17 protein-coding genes are annotated in these 17,311 nt (G+C 54.8%); 4 read left to right on the top strand and 13 right to left on the bottom strand.

The features are described from left to right. Nucleotides 1-2 precede the first annotated feature (2 nt). The 6 genes from FJ146_11435 to FJ146_11410 form a co-directional block, all read right to left on the bottom strand. Nucleotides 3-1,163, bottom strand: coding sequence for an amidohydrolase (locus FJ146_11435; GenBank protein MBM4252574.1), 1,161 nt, complete (start codon nt 1,161-1,163; stop codon nt 3-5). A 76-nt stretch (nt 1,164-1,239) separates the two neighbouring features. After that, complete coding sequence (locus FJ146_11430; GenBank protein ID MBM4252573.1) at nt 1,240-2,379, bottom strand: hypothetical protein; 1,140 nt, start codon at nt 2,377-2,379, stop codon at nt 1,240-1,242. Between the two features lie 138 nt (nt 2,380-2,517). Beyond that, nucleotides 2,518-3,207 carry an ATP-binding cassette domain-containing protein gene (locus FJ146_11425; GenBank protein MBM4252572.1) on the bottom strand — a complete coding sequence of 230 codons (690 nt, stop codon included), beginning with the start codon at nt 3,205-3,207 and terminating at the stop codon, nt 2,518-2,520. Next, entirely contained in the window at nt 3,197-3,901 is a 705-nt protein-coding gene (gene modB / locus FJ146_11420; GenBank protein ID MBM4252571.1) for a molybdate ABC transporter permease subunit, read from the bottom strand. Before modB ends, FJ146_11425 begins: the two co-directional genes overlap by 11 nt. Further along, nucleotides 3,898-4,725: a molybdate ABC transporter substrate-binding protein gene (gene modA / locus FJ146_11415; protein ID MBM4252570.1), complete on the bottom strand. Its 828-nt coding sequence runs from the start codon at nt 4,723-4,725 to the stop codon at nt 3,898-3,900. The genes modB and modA overlap by 4 nt, the downstream gene beginning before the upstream one ends. Nucleotides 4,726-4,734: 9 nt before the next feature. Then, nucleotides 4,735-6,090, bottom strand: coding sequence for a hypothetical protein (locus FJ146_11410; GenBank protein MBM4252569.1), 1,356 nt, complete (start codon nt 6,088-6,090; stop codon nt 4,735-4,737). Nucleotides 6,091-6,194: 104 nt separating this feature from the next. Between FJ146_11410 and FJ146_11405 the strand changes: the two genes are divergently transcribed. Continuing rightward, the gene (locus FJ146_11405) at nt 6,195-7,079 is read left to right on the top strand and encodes an MBL fold metallo-hydrolase (protein MBM4252568.1); all 885 of its coding nucleotides are present in this window, start codon (nt 6,195-6,197) and stop codon (nt 7,077-7,079) included. A gap of 31 nt (nt 7,080-7,110) precedes the next feature. On the opposite strand, the gene FJ146_11400 is transcribed toward FJ146_11405, so the two are convergent. The 5 genes from FJ146_11400 to FJ146_11380 form a co-directional block, all read right to left on the bottom strand. Beyond that, complete coding sequence (locus tag FJ146_11400) at nt 7,111-7,773, bottom strand: methyltransferase domain-containing protein (protein ID MBM4252567.1); 663 nt, start codon at nt 7,771-7,773, stop codon at nt 7,111-7,113. Between the two features lie 58 nt (nt 7,774-7,831). Then, complete coding sequence (locus FJ146_11395; protein ID MBM4252566.1) at nt 7,832-9,886, bottom strand: hypothetical protein; 2,055 nt, start codon at nt 9,884-9,886, stop codon at nt 7,832-7,834. 165 nt (nt 9,887-10,051) lie between these two features. Next, nucleotides 10,052-10,480 (bottom strand): TIGR00701 family protein, encoded by a 429-nt coding sequence (locus FJ146_11390; GenBank protein MBM4252565.1) that lies wholly within the window; start codon nt 10,478-10,480, stop codon nt 10,052-10,054. A 6-nt stretch (nt 10,481-10,486) separates the two neighbouring features. Continuing rightward, nucleotides 10,487-12,934, bottom strand: coding sequence for a leucine--tRNA ligase (locus tag FJ146_11385; GenBank protein ID MBM4252564.1), 2,448 nt, complete (start codon nt 12,932-12,934; stop codon nt 10,487-10,489). An 82-nt stretch (nt 12,935-13,016) separates the two neighbouring features. Further along, nucleotides 13,017-13,595 (bottom strand): SH3 domain-containing protein, encoded by a 579-nt coding sequence (locus FJ146_11380; GenBank protein MBM4252563.1) that lies wholly within the window; start codon nt 13,593-13,595, stop codon nt 13,017-13,019. Nucleotides 13,596-13,744: 149 nt separating this feature from the next. On the opposite strand from FJ146_11380, the gene FJ146_11375 reads away from it, so the two are divergent. Then, the gene (locus FJ146_11375; protein MBM4252562.1) at nt 13,745-14,743 is read left to right on the top strand and encodes a hypothetical protein; all 999 of its coding nucleotides are present in this window, start codon (nt 13,745-13,747) and stop codon (nt 14,741-14,743) included. Between the two features lie 12 nt (nt 14,744-14,755). On the opposite strand, the gene rdgB is transcribed toward FJ146_11375, so the two are convergent. After that, a complete protein-coding gene (rdgB, locus tag FJ146_11370) occupies nt 14,756-15,367 on the bottom strand; it encodes an RdgB/HAM1 family non-canonical purine NTP pyrophosphatase (GenBank protein MBM4252561.1) in 612 nt (203 codons plus the stop codon). Between the two features lie 38 nt (nt 15,368-15,405). Between rdgB and FJ146_11365 the strand changes: the two genes are divergently transcribed. After that, the gene (locus FJ146_11365) at nt 15,406-15,633 is read left to right on the top strand and encodes a BolA family transcriptional regulator (GenBank protein ID MBM4252560.1); all 228 of its coding nucleotides are present in this window, start codon (nt 15,406-15,408) and stop codon (nt 15,631-15,633) included. 30 nt (nt 15,634-15,663) lie between these two features. Here FJ146_11365 and FJ146_11360 read toward each other — a convergent pair whose 3' ends face one another. Then, nucleotides 15,664-15,948: a hypothetical protein gene (locus tag FJ146_11360; protein ID MBM4252559.1), complete on the bottom strand. Its 285-nt coding sequence runs from the start codon at nt 15,946-15,948 to the stop codon at nt 15,664-15,666. 141 nt (nt 15,949-16,089) lie between these two features. Here FJ146_11360 and FJ146_11355 point away from each other — a divergent pair, with 141 nt between their 5' ends. Further along, on the top strand, nt 16,090-16,917 hold the full coding sequence (locus FJ146_11355) for a hypothetical protein (GenBank protein MBM4252558.1): 828 nt from the start codon (nt 16,090-16,092) through the stop codon (nt 16,915-16,917). Nucleotides 16,918-17,311: the final 394 nt, after the last annotated feature.

Raw genomic sequence — 17,311 nt, 5'->3', positions numbered from 1 at the left:
ACCTACTCGTAAATTCTGAAGAGGCGACGCGTGGTTTTTGCCAACACTGCCTCGGCTTCGGCATAGGTGTATCCCACCTGCTCCATAGCCTTAATCGTACCAGCTAGATACTTCTTGGTACCCCCAGGAACATTAGGCCCGTCTGACCCGTAGATAGTCCGCTGAATGAGACCTCGAGCTTTTATGATTTCAAGCATCGACCGCATGGCCGTCCCATCGGGATCATGGAGACTATCACCAAAAGCGGAAATTTCGAGATAAACATTGCTGTAACGCGCTGCAAGCTCGAACACCTTCTCGCTAAAACTATAGCCTTCATGATTAAAATCGTAACCAAGATGCCCCATGATGAAAGGGACCTCTGGATATTTGGCAATTGCCCGTTCGAGACCTGCTGGGTCGTAACTTTTGATGTAGTTTTCTCGATCCGCCTTGGCGGCAAAGTCACTCAATTTACGTAGAGGTGACGATCCGATGTGGTGATATACAGGCACACCACGCTCACGGGCCACATCATAAATGCTATCGTAGCGCGTTTCACTCAGGGGAATCTCGTTATGGATAAATGCTAACTTGATACCCTTCATCTGCGAATGACTGAGAGCTCGGCGTAGGGCCTCAAGTTGCGCGGCTTCATGCTTGTCCCATTCCTGCAGGCGCACGCTCGCTAAACCGAAAAAATAGGGCTTGCCCCGATAATTCCAGTTACGTTCGTCATCAAGATAATTGATGACCGTTTCGTTACTGGTCACCCCCCAAGTCATAGGAGCGTAAACCGCAAACAGGCCGACGCGGTTAATACCCGCCTGCTCGGACTCGGTCTTGATGCCAATAAATTTGCCGTAGGGGTTGAGTAAAAAATTAGCCGCCACGGTTAGGGAGAGATCCTTAAGCTTGACTGGTAAAAAATCTGGCAAGGTCTTACGCAGGAAGTCGCGCCCTATTGGACCGAGGTCCTCGTAACGTCCCGGGTGCATGTGCAGATCAACCACATCGATAGGCTCGCCGCGATAACTTACTTCTTTGCGCGGCGTGATAGCCGGATCCGCGGCAGTTGCATCATGACCATCTGATTTGGCTTCGCTACCGGTCTCGCTATGGCGACATGCACCCAGCCCCAAGGTGACGGCGGTAAGCAAAAAGATTCTCATCTGCCTTAACATAAACGCGGCTCCAACGGTTTGACTTTACTCTTGTCTAACCGATCTCGGCGCCGCTCACAAGCAGTCCCGCCACATATCAGTGCGCCACGGGTGTCTCAACTTTTGACTCTGAAGGTTGCGTCGAGGGGGGTGGTGGCACTTTCTCGACGGGCCTGTTGAGCTTTTCGTCCCATACCATGGCACCCTCGTCTGGTAGCCGCATAGCCGCCAAGGGGACGTGACTCACTGCAGCTGCCGCGAAAATGCCCTGGAGCGAGCTCTTCATTAAGGGCACCGCATGCATCGCCGTCTCTTGCGTCAGCACTAACGGGAAGATCAGATCACGTCTGGGATTTTCGCGCCAAATCCCAACGTATTCCTTGAACAAGGAGTCGATCTCCTTACGCGTCAAGTAATCCACCGACGCAAGACTGAGCGGTATCTCAACTAGAGGACCTGATGCCGTATCGATCACATAAGGCTGGCTGTGGGGTGTAATTTCCGACCACAATGCCTTGGCCCATGCATAGAGCGGAAAGTGCCGGAGCCTTCTGACCAAAAGGTCGGGAGCTACAGCCGACAGGTCATACTGGATACCAGCCTTGGTTGCTGCTTCATGAACAGCTTGGGAAGCCATCCACCCTTGCACAGCCAGGCCGATCGGTCGTCCGAGACCGTGAGAATCAAAGAGTTTCAGCGATTTTGTTAGCAGTTTTTCGACATCAGCATCGGGGTAAATGTTGAGCGGAACATCACCGCCGCAGTCCACCTGACAGTCGCCAGGAACAGCTTCTTGACTCCAAAAAGTTGGTGCCGGACGGTAGATGACCTGTGCCGCATGGGCCAACGATTTCCATGGTCCTAGGAGTAACGCTGCCTGATCTTGGGGCTGCATCTGTGACCTGATGGCTGCCACTATCTGCGCTGCATTCGCCTTCGGTTTCGTGAAATAAGCTGGACTAATTAAGTGCACGACCGAAAGATCGGGGTAATCACGCCGAAACTCCGTGAGCGCGGTGAGGTTGTGCGGCGCAAGGTCTCGTCCCTCCCACACCATAGCGAGCAACAGCCTGATCTTCCCCTCGTCACTAGATTCACTGCCGTCACCACCCCCTGGGTAAGGCGCACGGTCGCTACTCATGGCTCCGCCAAGGAGGCAGAGGGCGACCAGTGCAAACGAGCCTAGCCACTGCCACCAGAGGGAGTTGCGACGTGATGCAGTTTTTGAATGCTTCATGACTGGTTCCCGAGTTGCAAGTGCAACCATAAGGTCGCCATCGGCAGATGTGAGGGACAACCTTAAGCAGTAGGCAATTTTTGCCGCCAATTATCTAACCAAGTATCTAAGGTAAGACCCAGTATTGATAGACTAACCTCACAGGTTGTCGGCTTCCGTGTAGGGCTGCCAGGAGTCCTGCGGACCGTGCCACTTGACTACACCAGCCTCCAACACGATGACATAGTCGCATAGTTGTTTGATTTCGTCTGCCCGGTGGCTCACGTAAATGGCGTTGATGTCTCGGGTCATGCTGTGATTTTGCAGTAGCGCTAATAGCTCCTTACGCCGCATGGCATCAAGTGCTGCAAAGGGCTCATCAAGCAGCATGAGCTCACCTGACCGCAATATGGCCCGGGCCAGGGCGACAATCTGTTTTTCGCCGCCGGAGAGTTGCCATGGTTTTTTCGTCATTAGTGCGCCAAGACCAAGTTCTGAGACGCACTCCGAGATTGCGGTATCACCACCGCCAACTATGGCCAAGTTGTCCGCCACGGTGAGATGTGGCAAAAGCAAGCTATCTTGGGGCACCCATGACATGTTGCGGTGCTGCCGCGGGAGCCAGGTCTCTGTACTGCGGTCAAAAAGTGATCGCTCGCCCACCCTCACAGTACCGCGCAGCGATGCTGGATCTTTGAGCCCGAGCAGCACGTCGAGTAAGGTACTCTTGCCACTCCCAGACGGGCCGTAAACACCTGTAAATTTAGCCTGCCAAGAGAGTGTCATATGCAAACAAAATTTGTTTGGACTTGCTCCGGCTTGGTAGGTGAAATCGAGTTCAAACCTCATGAAGTCTCACCTTGGTGTCAGAAACCTCGGTGACTGTGTCACGCCCTAACCAACGACTAACTATGGTGGCCATCAGCGCGATCATAAACGAGACTCCAGCGAATGCCGCGGCCGTCGCCTCTTCACCATTCATCACATTATTGTAGATGCCTACCGCTAAGGTCTGCGTCTCGCCGGGGATAGCACCGCCCACCATGGTGGTCGCACCGAATTCGCCTAGCGCCCGCGCCAGTGAGATCAGTGCTCCCGCCGCAAGCCCGCGCGCAGCAAGAGGTAAAGTCACTCGCCACCAACAAACCCAAGGGTCAAGTCCAAGCGTCTCAGCCATCATTTCTAGCCGCCGTGGGACAGATGCAAATGCCGCCATGGCAGAGCGCAGATAAAGGGGGAATGCAATCACTCCAGCGGCCACCGCTGCTGCCTGCCACGTGAGCAGAAGTTGATGGCCTGTCAGAGATGCCCACACAGTACCCAATACGCCGCGTGGTGCCATCAGGTACAACAGTACAAGCCCGATCGAGACTGGCGGCAACGTGAGTGGCAGGAGCAGGATACTCTCGATGAGGAATTTACCGCGAAAGTTCGTGCGGGCTAAGACCCATGCCAACGGTGTAGCGATGGCGCAGATGAGCGTCATCGCTACAAGAGCAATCTTCAAACTTAGGAGTAAACTTGAGGCTAAAGCATCAATCAAAGGGGGCGAAATCCTCGTTGCTGGAGGAGAGCCTGTGCATCAGGAGACCGCAAGTAACTGACAAATGCCACGCCATCTTGATGATGCTGACTAGCTTTGAGCACCGCTGCCTCGTAGCGGATAGCGGCCGACGCCCCATCTTCTGTGGTGTACACAACCCTTACCTGATCGCTAGCCACAAGCACATCAGTAGCATAGACAAACCCTGCGTCTACGGCGCCACGCGCCACGAGCGCCAAGGCGGCTCGCACGTGCGGCGCACGGACAATCTTGGGACGCACCCCCTCTAATAAACTTGTCGTGGCGAGAAATAAACGCGCGTAATGTCCGGCCGGCACAGCTTCTTCGGCCAATACAACCCGCTTAATCTGAGCATTGAGCAGATCATGCGGCTCCTTGAGTATTACATCTTGACCAGAAATAGCGCGCGCACCAAGTTTTTGTGGCGCCACTTGAGGAACGATAAGTGCTAACCGGTTACCAATAAAAGGGCGTCGTGTATCCGGCGCTAGAAGCCCTGCCCCATCCACTCTATCCATGGACTCAATGTCAGCAGTGATCACAACGTCAAACGGCGCCCCATGCAAGACCTGCCGCACGACGGCTGATGTTGCGGCAGTGCTGGCCCGCACTTTAACTTGCGTTTTGGCCGTAAAATCCTCTGATAGTTGCCGGACTACCTCGGCAAGACTCACCGGAGCTGCAATCAGGATATCCCTAGCAGGGGCGTCACCGGCGTGTAAACAACCATAAACGACCAATCCGGTCGCAGCAATGAAGCGTCGAAGATCCGCCATCATTTGTGACGCGATATCTGGCGACATATCTGGCGACTACAAGGGGAAATCTGTCACATAGACAGGCGGAATAAACTTGGGCGCTACCGGATAAAAATAGCTTTTGAACTCGCTTAAGTCTGGACTACCCGCGAGTTTGTAAGTCTGCACCCAGAGTTCTGCCAGAACTTGCGCACCGACGCTGAGTCGCTCCACAATCAGGGGCTTGAAACCGGCTGCAGCCAAAGCCGCATCTTTACGCTCAGCGGGAATGCGCATACCGCGCTCGTTACTGCTGGGTTTAATCAGAGCAAATTTTTTATCAAGAGCGCGCAGACGATCCATTTGTTGATGGCTATCGAAAGCCTCGGCTTCAGCTAAGAGCATGCCAAAATCTTCGGTGTTAGCACGGAGCTCCTGGGGAACGGCCGCGCGTATCCGACGCAGCTCACGGCGGGGCAATGCTGCTTTGTAAACTTGCGCAATCAGTTGGAGATCCTGAGCATCGACGAGGTTGCCCTCAAAATAGACGTGCAGGCCACCGTGGCCACTATCGTACCCGTCGTAATCACTCGAAGTGTGCATGGGCTGCGCCAAGTCACCGGCAAAGTGTCCCATGATGCCACCAACTGTCAGCGCTTCATTAACCGCATCGATCTTGGTGGTCTTATCCTTGGCCTGAGCTGCCGTCTGCAGCGCCGATAGCATCATGAGCTGTAGCTGCTTCATCCGCAAGTGGGCTGATCCTGCTTTCGCCACCGCTTCGTGGCGCCGACTAGCTAGTTCCGAACAGATCTTGTCTCGCTCATTGTTATTATTGGTTTTACAAAAGTTTTGCACAGCGACCGTCATGTCTTTAAAGCTGCGCGGTACCGTGGCAAACGATGGTTTCGTCGCCAGATATTCCAGGTCGATAAAATGCGTATTGGAGTTGCTCTCGAAGGTGGCCTGATCGAGCTGCTTCCAAACAATATCGGGAACGTTGGCTAGGTGCGCCAACATGGCCTCTTTTTCCCGTAAGATACGCGTGAATGACGATTTGGGTCCCAGCTCTTGCTCCGCCAAGCGAGCGGCCACTATCGCCACGTGGTCATGACCGCGCTCTCCCCATGCCCACGAAGTCTCACTCGCACATACCGTGACGACTATCGTTGAGATCAAAGACACCCACGCAAAAGCAAGCCATCGAGACATCGAAATCGATCCTAAAATATAGAGCTGACGGAAGAGTAGCGGACAACCTAATGAACCGCGCAGCAAAAGGCTATCTGTTTTAAGCCTTAAGTTTTTCCCTGCCAACATTTTTTCCACCTTAGAAAAAAAATACCCACCCAGACGGCTTGGTAATGGTCCCAAACTTATCCACAGTTGTTGTTGATAAGTGCCTATTCGACGCCCGGAAGTCCCTCGCATTAAAGAGGTTTAGCCGGATCGCCTAAAGAATAAGCACTTGTGCTCAAAAGGCGATTCTGCGACATTCGTAAGCCGACTTGAAACGAGGGAGATTTGGGCCTCACATGACCGGACAGACCACGCTCATCAGCGCTATCGATGGCAACAGCCAGTGGTTGGACGGCGGCTCCATGTTTGGTAACGCACCGCGACCGCTTTGGGAAAAGTGGACCGAGGTCGACAGCCTAGGGCGGATCCATCTGGCCTGTCGTGCGCTCCTTATCGAACATGGCGGTAAGAAAATTCTCTGTGAGACCGGTATCGGCTGTTTTTTTGATCCCAAATTAGCCGCGCGCTACGGTGTATCTGAGCGAGATCACAGGCTACTGGCCAACCTCGAGCGTCGTGGCATCGACCCTGATGCTATCGATGCCGTGATCCTCTCTCATCTACACTTCGACCATGCTGGTGGGTTGCTGCCGTCGTTCGCGGAGATTGCGGCTGGTCGCGATGACTTGCTGTTCCCCAACGCCAGGTATGTCGTCGGCAAGGCGGCCTTCGAGAGGGCGAAAGCGCCCCACTCCAGAGACCGCGCCTCGTTTATCCCGGGACTAACCGAAAAACTGGAAAAAAGTGGTCGCCTCGCCATCGTCGAGGGCCCGCAGTTACCTGACCTCTACCCGGACCGCCTCAGCTTTAGGTTCAGTGATGGTCACACGCCAGGACACATGCACACCGTGTTTCGCGGCGATCAGCAGACGGTCATTTTTTGCGGCGATCTCATTCCGGGCCTTCCGTGGCTTCACCTACCCGTGACCATGGGCTACGACCGCTTTGCCGAGCTCGTGATTGACGAAAAACGCGCGCTCTACGATATTGCCACCAAGAACAACTGGATGCTCTTTTTCACCCACGACGTCAAGCAGGCTGCTGCCACGGTCACGACGAGTACAGACGGCAAATACGTAGCCGGGCAAGTCTGGGCCGACTTGGATCGTCAGCCCATCTAACTTGCTGCATCTCAGGCAAAACTACCAGCAATCAGCGCTTGCGGCAGATATAGAGACCATCCGCAATGTTAATCAACACGCGATCAACGCGTTCATCCTTAGCAATGTACTCATTAAACTTGCGGAGGATGTTGGTGGCTTGCTCCTGATTATCCGGATCGGCGACCGTCCCGTCCCACAGGGCATTATCACAAACAATGAGGCCACCTGTGCGCAAGAGCTCAAGCCCGCACTCGTAGTACTTCATGCTGTTGGCTTTATCAGCGTCGATGAACATCATGTCAAAGCTACCAGGACCAAACTCCGTCATCATCGCCTGAAGCGATGTCAAGGCCGGGCCCAATCTGAGCTCGACGCGGTCATCAACGCCGGCAGCGGCAAAATAGCGCTGCGCAACTGCAGTCGCACTGGGATCCTTGTCCAAAGTGATCAGACGACCGTCTGGGGGCAAAGCACTGGCCATAGCGATGGCGCTATAGCCGGTAAAGCAGCCGACCTCAACGATGCGTCGGGCACCCAGCATCTTGACCAGAAGATGCATCAGGGCCCCCTGCTCCGGGGCGATCTGCATGCCAGCACCGGGTAAGGTCCGGGTCTCGTGCGCTAAGGTCGGCAAGACCGCATGCGGGGGTGGCGTATGTGCCAAAATGTAGTCGTAGATTTGATGGGTTAGGGGGATACCTTTCACAATCAGTCCTCGTTATCATGGCCGTTACCAGGGACCCAAATGTGGGCGTTCGGTGGCAACCTTATCATGGGACCGACTGGCTGGCACCCACTGTCTTGACCGAGCAGTCAGGCGCGGTCAAGCGCGCATCGTGATTAAATCGGATGGGGGTCGCGACGGCTTGTAGGAAGCGTTCAGCGGTGATGTGGCGCAGGTTGACCATTCGTTTCAGGAGGCCATTAACGAGGTCACGGAAGTTCTCGGTAATCCGCCCCTGACAGAAGTAGCGGTAGCGAATTTTGGGGCTTGGCAGCAGGTTAGCCAAGTAGGCGGCCTCGGTGAGATTGAGATCATCAGGACCTTTGCCAAAAAACCGTCGCGATGCCTCGGTCACGCCATATATGCCGGGGCCTAGTTCGACAATGTTGACATAGATTTCGAGGATGCGCTGCTTGGACAGGATCTGCTCTAGATGCCACGCCAAAAAAAGCTCCTGAAGCTTGCGACTCAAAGTACGCTCGTGTGTCAGAAACAGGTTTTTCACCGTTTGCATGGTGATGGTCGACCCCCCAAGAGCAATGCGTTGCTCGGAAAGATCGCGCCGCAGCGCATTCTCGATGGCACTAGGGTCTATACCCTTGTGATGGAAGAAACTAGCGTCCTCCGAGGCGATGAACGTTGCGTTCACGTAGCGCGAAATCCGCGCTAGCTCCGTATAGGACGGGGAGCTGGGATTGACCTCAAGATATACGGGTGGTGCATTTTTACTTGCCTGACGCTTGAGCGAGAACGGCCCATTCAACCTCTCGACCGAGTATGCATACGGTGCCTCGTCGACGCGACAACCAAACAAACTATCGTGAAGTGAGAAATAGGTTTCCGCCAAACTATGCGTCTTGACGCTAAGATCAAGGCTGGCAGCCAGATCGCCACTCAGCTTGAAGCCCGTGAGTGCAGGAAGTAAACCCGGTGGGGCCGCCAGCAGTGCCGTCTGACAGGATGACTGGGCAATCTGCCAATGGGCGTTGATGATATGCCCAACTTCGGACTGAGTCTCTACCTGCCAACTACCGTTGAGCGCAATCTGCAAAGGCTCTGGCCCGTAATTTTTAGTCGTTGCGTCGGGCAATTTGATCGTGGCTGAAGTGACAGTCAGCAGTCTGCCACTGGGAACCCAACTACCTACAACCTGACTATCGAAGTAGACGGGACCAATGGGCGTACTACTTACGATGGGAATCTTAACGGTTGAGCCCTGACTCTGCATTTGCGCGTTAAACTGCCAGGTGTCGTCGCTGCGATGGAGATCGACGACGGCGCGCCCGCGGAGCTCTTCGAGCGTGAAGGGGAGTTCTTTTATCAAGGGAGCGATAAAGCTCGGCGTCTTGTGCAAGTCCAAGGTGAGTTGCGCTGCGCTCAAATCCTTCTGCATGATGCCTGTAAGGTCCCAAGCATTGTTAGCATTGGGACTGCTATTTAACTTGCGACGGATAAAGAATCGGTAATCTTTGGCATCAGGACTGAGCTCGAATCGGGCCAGTAAATCTTTTTCGCTGAGACCTGTCCGGGTTTTCACTTCCTGCACGCGTACTAAGACGCGACTATGCTCGCGCTCGATCGCAACTTTGAGTCCCTGAACAGTCAGCATAGGATCGCCGTCACTCGTCAGTAGCGTAATACCAACGCTGCCCATGGAGAGTTCTCGTGACGGCAGGGCGGCAAAGAATTTTTCGATAAATCGCCGCGCCTCTTCGCTACGCTCGGTGAGACTAAACGAGCCTTTTACTGGCGACAAAGTCGCTCCGAGACGCTGATTTTGCGTCTTGATACGCATGTCCGCGACGGCAACACTGCGGATTTCACCGAAGTCTGTATCCAAGGGATTGACGTTGATTTCCACACCGAGCGAACTGATCACCATCTGTGATTCATCACCGATGCGGATATCGACGATCTTCGCTCCACTCGGACTAAACTCAACGCCACCAATGGCTATGGGAGCACCGATTTTCTGACTAACCAGAGCGATCGATGCATCGATACGGGCCCGGGCATAAGTTTCAAACTGCAACCAAGCGTAAGCAAAGAGAGCCAGGGCGGCCGATGCGCTGATAAGCGCCGCCACTAGGCTCTTGAGCACGTCATAATGATGTCGCCGGAGTCGCCGGTAACGCCTACGAAACTTCAATGTTTTTGTGTCTACTGAGGAAGGTTTTAGGAGTGATTTTGGGGGATAAGCTCTCTAATTGTAGCACAAAGCGAAGCATAAGGGATCTGGCGCCCAGAGACGCCAGATTGAAAAATATCAAAAGGGCTTAAACAGAACCAGGTAAACAATGACTAGCATTAGTACGGTCGGTGCCTCGTTGAGCCAGCGCAATTTTTTTGAAGTAGGAAGATTGGCAGCACCCTTTTCAAATCTACCAACTAACAATCCGGCCTTAACCGTAAAATGGGTCAAAGCCAAAACTAAAATGAATTTAGCGCCGAACCAATGGCCCTTAGCAATCTCTGGCATGACAGCAACCATGCCAAGTCCGGCCACGTAGCTCACCACGGCGGCGGGCACCGTGATGTACTTGAATAGCCGCCGTGCCATCAACACTAGGAGGTCTTTGATCTCGCCGTTGGAGCCACGCTCCGCCAGATAAATCAGCAAGCGGTACAAGTATAAAATCCCAGCCATCCAGCTAATGACACTGACCACATGCAGCCATTTGAGCCAAAGATACATCGCGACTTACCTCACCACGAAGTTGACAATTTTTCCCGGTACAAAAATCTCTTTAACCAGCGTCTTGCCCTCGATGTGCCGCTGCACTGAGTCGAGTGCCTTGGCTGCCGCTAGCACATCCTCCTTAGCGCTGGTCGCACTAATCTGCAAGGTCCCACGTAACTTACCGCAAACTTGCACCGAGATGGTCACCTGATCGTCGGCAGTTAAGGCGGCGTCAAACTGCGGCCACGGAGCATAGGCAAGAGTTGCCTGGTGACCAAGACGCTCCCATAGTTCCTCCGCGAGGTGGGGAGCGTACGGCGCCAAGAGCAGGACCAGAGTCTCTGCTGCCTTGCGGCTGAAGTGCGGCTCTTTGTAAGCGGCATTGACGAGCTCCATCATCGCCGCAATGGCCGTGTTAAACTGCATCGCTTGCGAATCTTCGCCCACCTTTTTGATGGTTTTATGCAATGCACGCTCAAAGCTCTCACTCATTGGGGCATCGCTGAGCTTCTCGCTGAGCTCACCACTCTCTTGCAGGATGAGTCGTTGCACCCTTTTGAGGAAACGGTAGACACCGGTGATGCCCGCGGTTTGCCATGGCTTAGAAGCCGTCAGCGGTCCCATGAACATCTCATAAAGACGCAGAGCATCAGCGCCCCAGTCCTTGATGATATCGTCAGGATTCACCACATTGCCGCGGCTTTTGGACATCTTTTCGTTATTTTCGCCAAGTACGATCCCCGGATGCAGCAAGCGTTTAAATGGTTCCTTGGTCGACACCAGACCGCAGTCAAAGAGCACCTTGTGCCAAAACCGCGCGTAAAGTAGGTGCAGCACCGCATGTTCGGCACCGCCGACGTAGAGGTCGACGGGCATCCAGTAACTCTCTTTGGCGGCACTCCAGGGCGCGTCGTCGTTCTTTGGATCAATAAATCGCAGGTAATACCAGCAGGACCCCGCCCACTGGGGCATGGTGTTAGTCTCACGCCGATAGGTCTGGCCACCCTTGTCATAGTTAAGCCACTCGGTGGCCCGAGCCAGCGGTGACTCGCCGTCGCCTGCAGGTTTGAAGTTATCGAGATCCGGTAGCGTCACCGGCAAATCGGCATCTGCGAGTAAATGCGGCTTACCGTCTTTGTCGTGCACGAGCGGAAAGGGCTCACCCCAATAGCGTTGCCGCGAGAACAGCCAATCACGCAATTTATAGGTGACGGCGCCGCGACCAAGCTTTTGGGACTCAAGCCATGCCACCATCTTGGCGATGGCTTCGGTCTTATTAAGTCCGTTTAGAAAGTCCGAGTTTACCAACTCACCGTCGCCAGTGTGTGCGGCGACGTTAATGTCGGCCTCAGGACCACCCGTGAGCACCCGTTTAATGGGCAGCCCAAACTTGCGGGCAAACTCGTGATCACGCTCGTCATGTCCCGGCACTGCCATGATAGCGCCACTACCGTACGAGATGAGGACGTAGTCAGCGATATAGACGGGCAGCTTTTCTTGGTTAACGGGATTTACGGCGTAGGCCCCCGTGAAGACACCCGTCTTTTCCTTACCGAGCGCGGTCCGCTCAAGGTCGGACTTGGACTTAGCCCCATCGACATAATCTTGGATGGCTGCCTTTTGTGTCGCCGTCGTAACTTTAGCCACCAGAGGATGCTCGGGAGCTAGGACGCAAAAGGTCGCCCCGAACAGCGTGTCCGGTCGCGTCGTGAACACCTCAAAACTGTCCTGATGACCGTCGACGGCAAAGCGCACATGCGCTCCCGTGCTCTTGCCAATCCAGTTACGCTGCATTTCCTTCAGGCTGTCGGGCCAATCCAGATCATCGAGATCCTGCAGCAAACGCTCAGCATAAGCCGTGATCTTCAGGACCCATTGACGAATCGGTTTCTTGATGACGGGAAAACCACCGACCTCGGACTTACCGTCGATGACTTCTTCGTTAGCTAGCACGGTACCTAGCTCAGGACACCAGTTGACGGGTTCGAACGACTCGTAGGCAAGTCCACGCTCGTAGAGCTTGCGAAAGATCCACTGTGTCCACTTGTAGTACTTGGGATCCGTCGTGTCGATCTCGCGCGACCAGTCGTAGGACAAACCTAATCGTTTGATCTGCGCCCGAAAGCGGTCCGTGTTGTTCTTGGTGGTGACGCGTGGATGTTGCCCAGTCTTAACGGCATACTGCTCAGCCGGCAAACCAAAGGCGTCCCAGCCCATAGGATGCAGCACATTCAATCCACGCATGCGCTGATAGCGCGCGTAAATGTCCGTGGCCGTATAGCCCTCGACGTGTCCTACATGGAGCCCGTCACCCGAAGGATAGGGAAACATGTCGAGGATATAGCACTTAGGCTTTTTGGGGTCCTCGACCGTCTTAAAAGTCTCGTGTCGGTCCCAATAGTCCTGCCATTTTTTTTCGATTGTCCGAAAATCGTAGTCCTGCCGGCCTTCGGTTGTGCCCGTGCTCATTCCGTCCCTTCCCCATGGTTAGCGCCACGACGGCGACCCTACCACAAAAGAAGGCACGGCCTGAAGACCTAGTCAGACACTTTCAGTGCGCCGGTGGCATCCACGCGGCCCGTTGACGCCTGACGGCCACGGGTTTGGGAGCGGTGTCAGTGAGCTTGATGTAGAGGCCATCAGCAATGCGCCCCCAGCCGTTTTCAACGTCGACAATAATACGTTCCCCGCGGGAGAGCTGACCCACCGGTTCGGCCTTGGCGGACGGACCAGAGCGCAAGGTTGCCTGCTTTACTTTGACATGCCGCACGACGCGATCCTTACCTGGGGGTGGCGTTGCCGCCATCGCCTGGGACGATACTCCGGTCGGTGCTGGTGCTGTTGCAGCAGGTACCGGTGAGGCTGCATCACCAGTAACCGCCGCCGAACCTGCGGCTTCGGCACTCGTATCGCTCGCAGTTTCACCGCTGCCATCTTTGGCTGCTGCGTCTGCCGTTTCGGCGGCACCGCCATCTGCTTGCGGCGCTCCCGCTCCCTCGGCATCGGCCTCCGTGCTGGGGACTAGCCCCTCCTCATCCGACTTGCTACCAGAGCAAGCTACGGTGCCACCGATGGTGAACCCGAGGACAAGCAAAATCCGCCAGTAACTTTGATGTTTATGCATCGCCATGACCTACCCTTTCGCGAGCGAAGCGTTCACCGGGGACATCGGTCATCCGGCCGCGCACTTTAGCGCCGTGCCAGCACTTGGCGTTTGGCAAGGATTCTACTAAGCTAGCAAAAGCGTTAATGGTTATTGCTGCTTAAGGGAGAGCATCCATGCGTCCATGCAACTTGCGGACTTGCTGGCCGCTAGGTCCGCGTCTACTGGGGATTGGCGTCGCTGCCGCGTATTTCGCCACGGGTGTGGCCAGAGCAGAATGTAAAGGCTTGCTCCGTGGCTCCATCGTCGTCGAGGTCAACGGCTGTAAACAAATCGACCCGGAGAAAGTATTCGATCTCAGTAAAGAGCGGTATGCCTGGATCGCTGGCCTTGACCCCGCGGGGAAAAAGCAGGTGTTCGACAGCTACCGTGGCCTTTTTGTGAAGTCCAAGGTGCTCATTTCCAGCGCCACAGCTCAGGGCTTTAACACCGAGACCAATAGCCTGGCAGGCCAAACCGTCTACATGTTCGTTCCTCCACCGACATCGCTGACTTGCGAGTCCACCAACTTCAAGCGGCTCTCAGCGACCTTGCAGCAAGTCTGTTGCGAAGGTGGCGGCAACGCTCCGTGTCTGCTCGACACCTCGTATACCCTGGCCAACGCCCAACTAGCTAAGGCTGGAGGAGTGAGTCAGGCCCGAGTGAAAGCTAAAAAGTCGGCCGTTTACAACCAAGCCATGACTGCCTTCAACAGTCGCAAGTTTAAGGTCGCCGCCCGAGAGTTTGAGAAAGCGCGCGCAAACGGCGACTTAGACATTACAGGTTATTACCGGCTCGGCGAATCCTACCGCTACCTCGATCAGTGCCGTGATGCCCTTGCACCACTTAAGTACGTCTATGACCAGGTACAGGCACGCCAAGTTTGGGCCGATGAAGACGATGCTGCACGGCAAGCCGTACTGCTGCTGGCTCGCTGCCACGCCAAGATGAACGACCCGGAAGCAGCCACCTACATCCTCAACGGCTACCTAAACGAACCAGCGAAGTACCAAAAAGAGATCAATGAAGGTCTCAATCACAAGGATTTTGGCTGGATTCACACGAGTCGTGAATACGTAGATTTTGCCAAAAATGCCCGGCTAAAACTGCGCGACCTGCCTGCTCAGCCTAAGTGATTGCGGCTTAGGCTAACGCGTGGCCAGCCACTGCCGCCAAGCCTGAAAGGCAGCGGCGCGGTGGCTGATCGCGTTCTTGACCGCGGCCGGCATCTCGGCCAGTGTCCGACCCTGCCACCCCGCTGGCGGATTATTGGGCACGAATATCGGGTCGTAACCGAAGCCGTGGTCCCCAGCCGGATGATGCGTGAGATGCCCCTCGAGCGTCCCAGTAAATGCGTGACCTTCGCCCTTTTCGTCCACAAAGTAGAGCGTACAGACAAAGCGCGCGTCAAGGTCAGAGGACGGGCGCCCAGCAATGGCTTTAAGGAGCTTTTGGTTATTGGCGCTGTCGTCACCCTCGCGGCCCGCGTAGCGGCTTGAGTACACGCCGGGGTCGCCACCCAAAATATCGACCACCAGTCCGGAATCATCCGCCAGAACACAGTCTTGGGTCAGGCGTCTGAGCGCCGCAGCCTTGATCTTGGCATTGGCGAGGAAACTGTCTCCGTCCTCGACCCATGACACCTCGGGTGCAAGCTCCCGCGCGCTGGCCACCTGCCATGGCGGATCCAGCGATGCTAACATGGCACTGAGCTCCTGCACCTTGTGGGCGTTGTTGCTGGCAAGATAAAGTCGTGGCATAGTTCAGGCCCTTAGACCGGTGACCGGAGTGTAACGTTATGACTACGGCTGATATCATCATCGCCAAGATTAAAGAACAGCTTCCTTCTGCCCAGATCAGAGCAACTGACCTTACCGGCGGCGGCGATCATTGGCAGCTGGTGGTCCGGGCTGCGGAATTTAAGGGCAAAGGCCTCATCGAGCAGCACCAGATGATCTACCGCGCCCTCGGTGACATGATGCGCCAGGAGATCCACGCGCTGTCCCTGGACACCAAAGAGGCATAACAGGGCCCCGCCCACGCGCATGAGCCGTGGCTATTCGGCGTGCTTGGTACGCGCGCGGATGGCCTCTTCCTGCTCGGATTTCATTACCATCCGCGTAATTTCCGGTGACGTCCGTAGGTAGGTCCTCATCGCATCCAGCATCATCACTTGCTGCGCCATCGGCACCCCAAATATGCCTAGTTCTCGGAAGTGTTCAATCACGTTCTTCATGATCGTCTCTGGCTCAATGCGCCAATGTTCGACCAGCTTTTGGACCTCTGGTGCGTTGTACTTTTGTACGACAAAGACTTCAATCGGGATGGTTTCTAAGATCATAAGCCGCCTCCTACCAACGCGCGTATCGGCTGATACTTGGCCAAATCTTAAGCGTGTGCATTCTGGGTGCCGTGATTGCTTGGGCAACTCGTTCAAACTAGAATGGAAACTAATCAATTTTGCACAAAGGAGCCCAGGGCCGTGAGAACCATTACCACCACTCTGCTTGTCACCTACGCCGCTCTTCACTTAACGGGCTGCCGCGCCAAACACAGCCAGGACAGCTCTCAAGTTGCCGGCCTAAAACAGCCCGAGCTCACGCCAGAGGAAATGTGTCAGGCCAGCGCTAAGGACGCCAAATCGCCACTTGGCATCACGATCACGGCGCTGATCAAAAGCACTGGCACGCCCGACTGCGCGGCGATGTTTGCCAAGTTACCGAGTCAAAAAGAGCTCCAGCTATCGAAACGCGGCATCACGACGCTGAGTCCACTGCGCCTTGCCGAAGCTGTTGAAATGCTAGACATCACGCAAAATGCCGTCACCGATCTGACGCCAATTGCACGCCTAGCTAATCTGCAACGACTTTATGCATCAAACAACAAGATTACGGGACTGCCAGTGCCCAACCAGTGGGGCAAAATATTTGAGCTCAATGTGTCAGCCAATCAAATCACTGACATCTCGGCCGTAATGTCGATGACGGCACTGGAATCCTTCGACATCAGCGACAACCAGGTGCAAAGTATCGTCGCTCTCGGCAACGTGCCTACACTTAAAGTGCTCTTTGCCAACAACAACCGCGTGAGAGATCTCTCGCCTCTGGCATACACGGCTGGGCTGGAGCAGATTCACCTCGAGAACAACGCGGTATTCGATCTCAGGCCGCTTGCTGACCTGAGGGAGCTACGCTACGTGAAATACCTGAACTTCCGCAACAATCCGATCAACAGGTCCGGATGTCCCATTATTGGCGATAGTACGGCGATCACTACTTACTGCCAGAATCTGTTTGTTGATCGAAATTAATGCGGTCGACGAATGGCAGCTTTTTTTGCGTGCAAGTCAAGATTGAGTACGCATCGTTAAATGCAACAAATGCATTCTGTAAGATTGACACTGCCCATTGATGCCTTGGCACCTGCGCAGCGGGTGCCAGGGTTCTGCGCTGTGGACCTTGCCCAACAAATCCTCTATCGGGAAGTCGGCCAGTACTCCAACCATACCGTAGGACGCTTTAGCGTCTCGGGCTTGGTAGGTGGTGAAGGCCGACACACCGTGAGCTTCGCAAAGCGCAGTGAGCGGTCCATGATGGGGCAATGCTGTAGTTTTATTTTGATGAGAATTAAGTCGCTCGAAATGTTCTTAAAGACATGAGATTATCCACCTTGCCGACGTATTTAAGCCCCCAAATTCGTAGTTT

This window comes from Deltaproteobacteria bacterium, from assembly GCA_016874735.1.
Taxonomy (GTDB): Bacteria; Bdellovibrionota_B; Oligoflexia; order Oligoflexales; family CAIYRB01; genus CAIYRB01.
Note: the sequence above shows the minus strand (reverse complement) of the source record. Positions and strands in the feature narration are given on the sequence as shown.

Excerpts from the sequence above, each read along its gene's own strand:
- modA (MBM4252570.1), bottom strand. The coding sequence starts at position 4,725 with ATGTCGCCAGATATCGCGTCACAAATGATGGCGGATCTTCGACGCTTC.
- rdgB (MBM4252561.1), bottom strand. The coding sequence starts at position 15,367 with ATGCCACGACTTTATCTTGCCAGCAACAACGCCCACAAGGTGCAGGAG.
- FJ146_11410 (MBM4252569.1), bottom strand. The coding sequence starts at position 6,090 with ATGCGAGGGACTTCCGGGCGTCGAATAGGCACTTATCAACAACAACTG.
- FJ146_11365 (MBM4252560.1), top strand. The coding sequence starts at position 15,406 with ATGACTACGGCTGATATCATCATCGCCAAGATTAAAGAACAGCTTCCT.
- FJ146_11435 (MBM4252574.1), bottom strand. The coding sequence starts at position 1,163 with ATGTTAAGGCAGATGAGAATCTTTTTGCTTACCGCCGTCACCTTGGGG.
- FJ146_11430 (MBM4252573.1), bottom strand. The coding sequence starts at position 2,379 with ATGAAGCATTCAAAAACTGCATCACGTCGCAACTCCCTCTGGTGGCAG.
- FJ146_11405 (MBM4252568.1), top strand. The coding sequence starts at position 6,195 with ATGACCGGACAGACCACGCTCATCAGCGCTATCGATGGCAACAGCCAG.
- FJ146_11360 (MBM4252559.1), bottom strand. The coding sequence starts at position 15,948 with ATGATCTTAGAAACCATCCCGATTGAAGTCTTTGTCGTACAAAAGTAC.
- FJ146_11385 (MBM4252564.1), bottom strand. The coding sequence starts at position 12,934 with ATGAGCACGGGCACAACCGAAGGCCGGCAGGACTACGATTTTCGGACA.
- FJ146_11390 (MBM4252565.1), bottom strand. The coding sequence starts at position 10,480 with ATGTATCTTTGGCTCAAATGGCTGCATGTGGTCAGTGTCATTAGCTGG.
- FJ146_11425 (MBM4252572.1), bottom strand. The coding sequence starts at position 3,207 with ATGAGGTTTGAACTCGATTTCACCTACCAAGCCGGAGCAAGTCCAAAC.
- FJ146_11375 (MBM4252562.1), top strand. The coding sequence starts at position 13,745 with ATGCGTCCATGCAACTTGCGGACTTGCTGGCCGCTAGGTCCGCGTCTA.
- FJ146_11380 (MBM4252563.1), bottom strand. The coding sequence starts at position 13,595 with ATGGCGATGCATAAACATCAAAGTTACTGGCGGATTTTGCTTGTCCTC.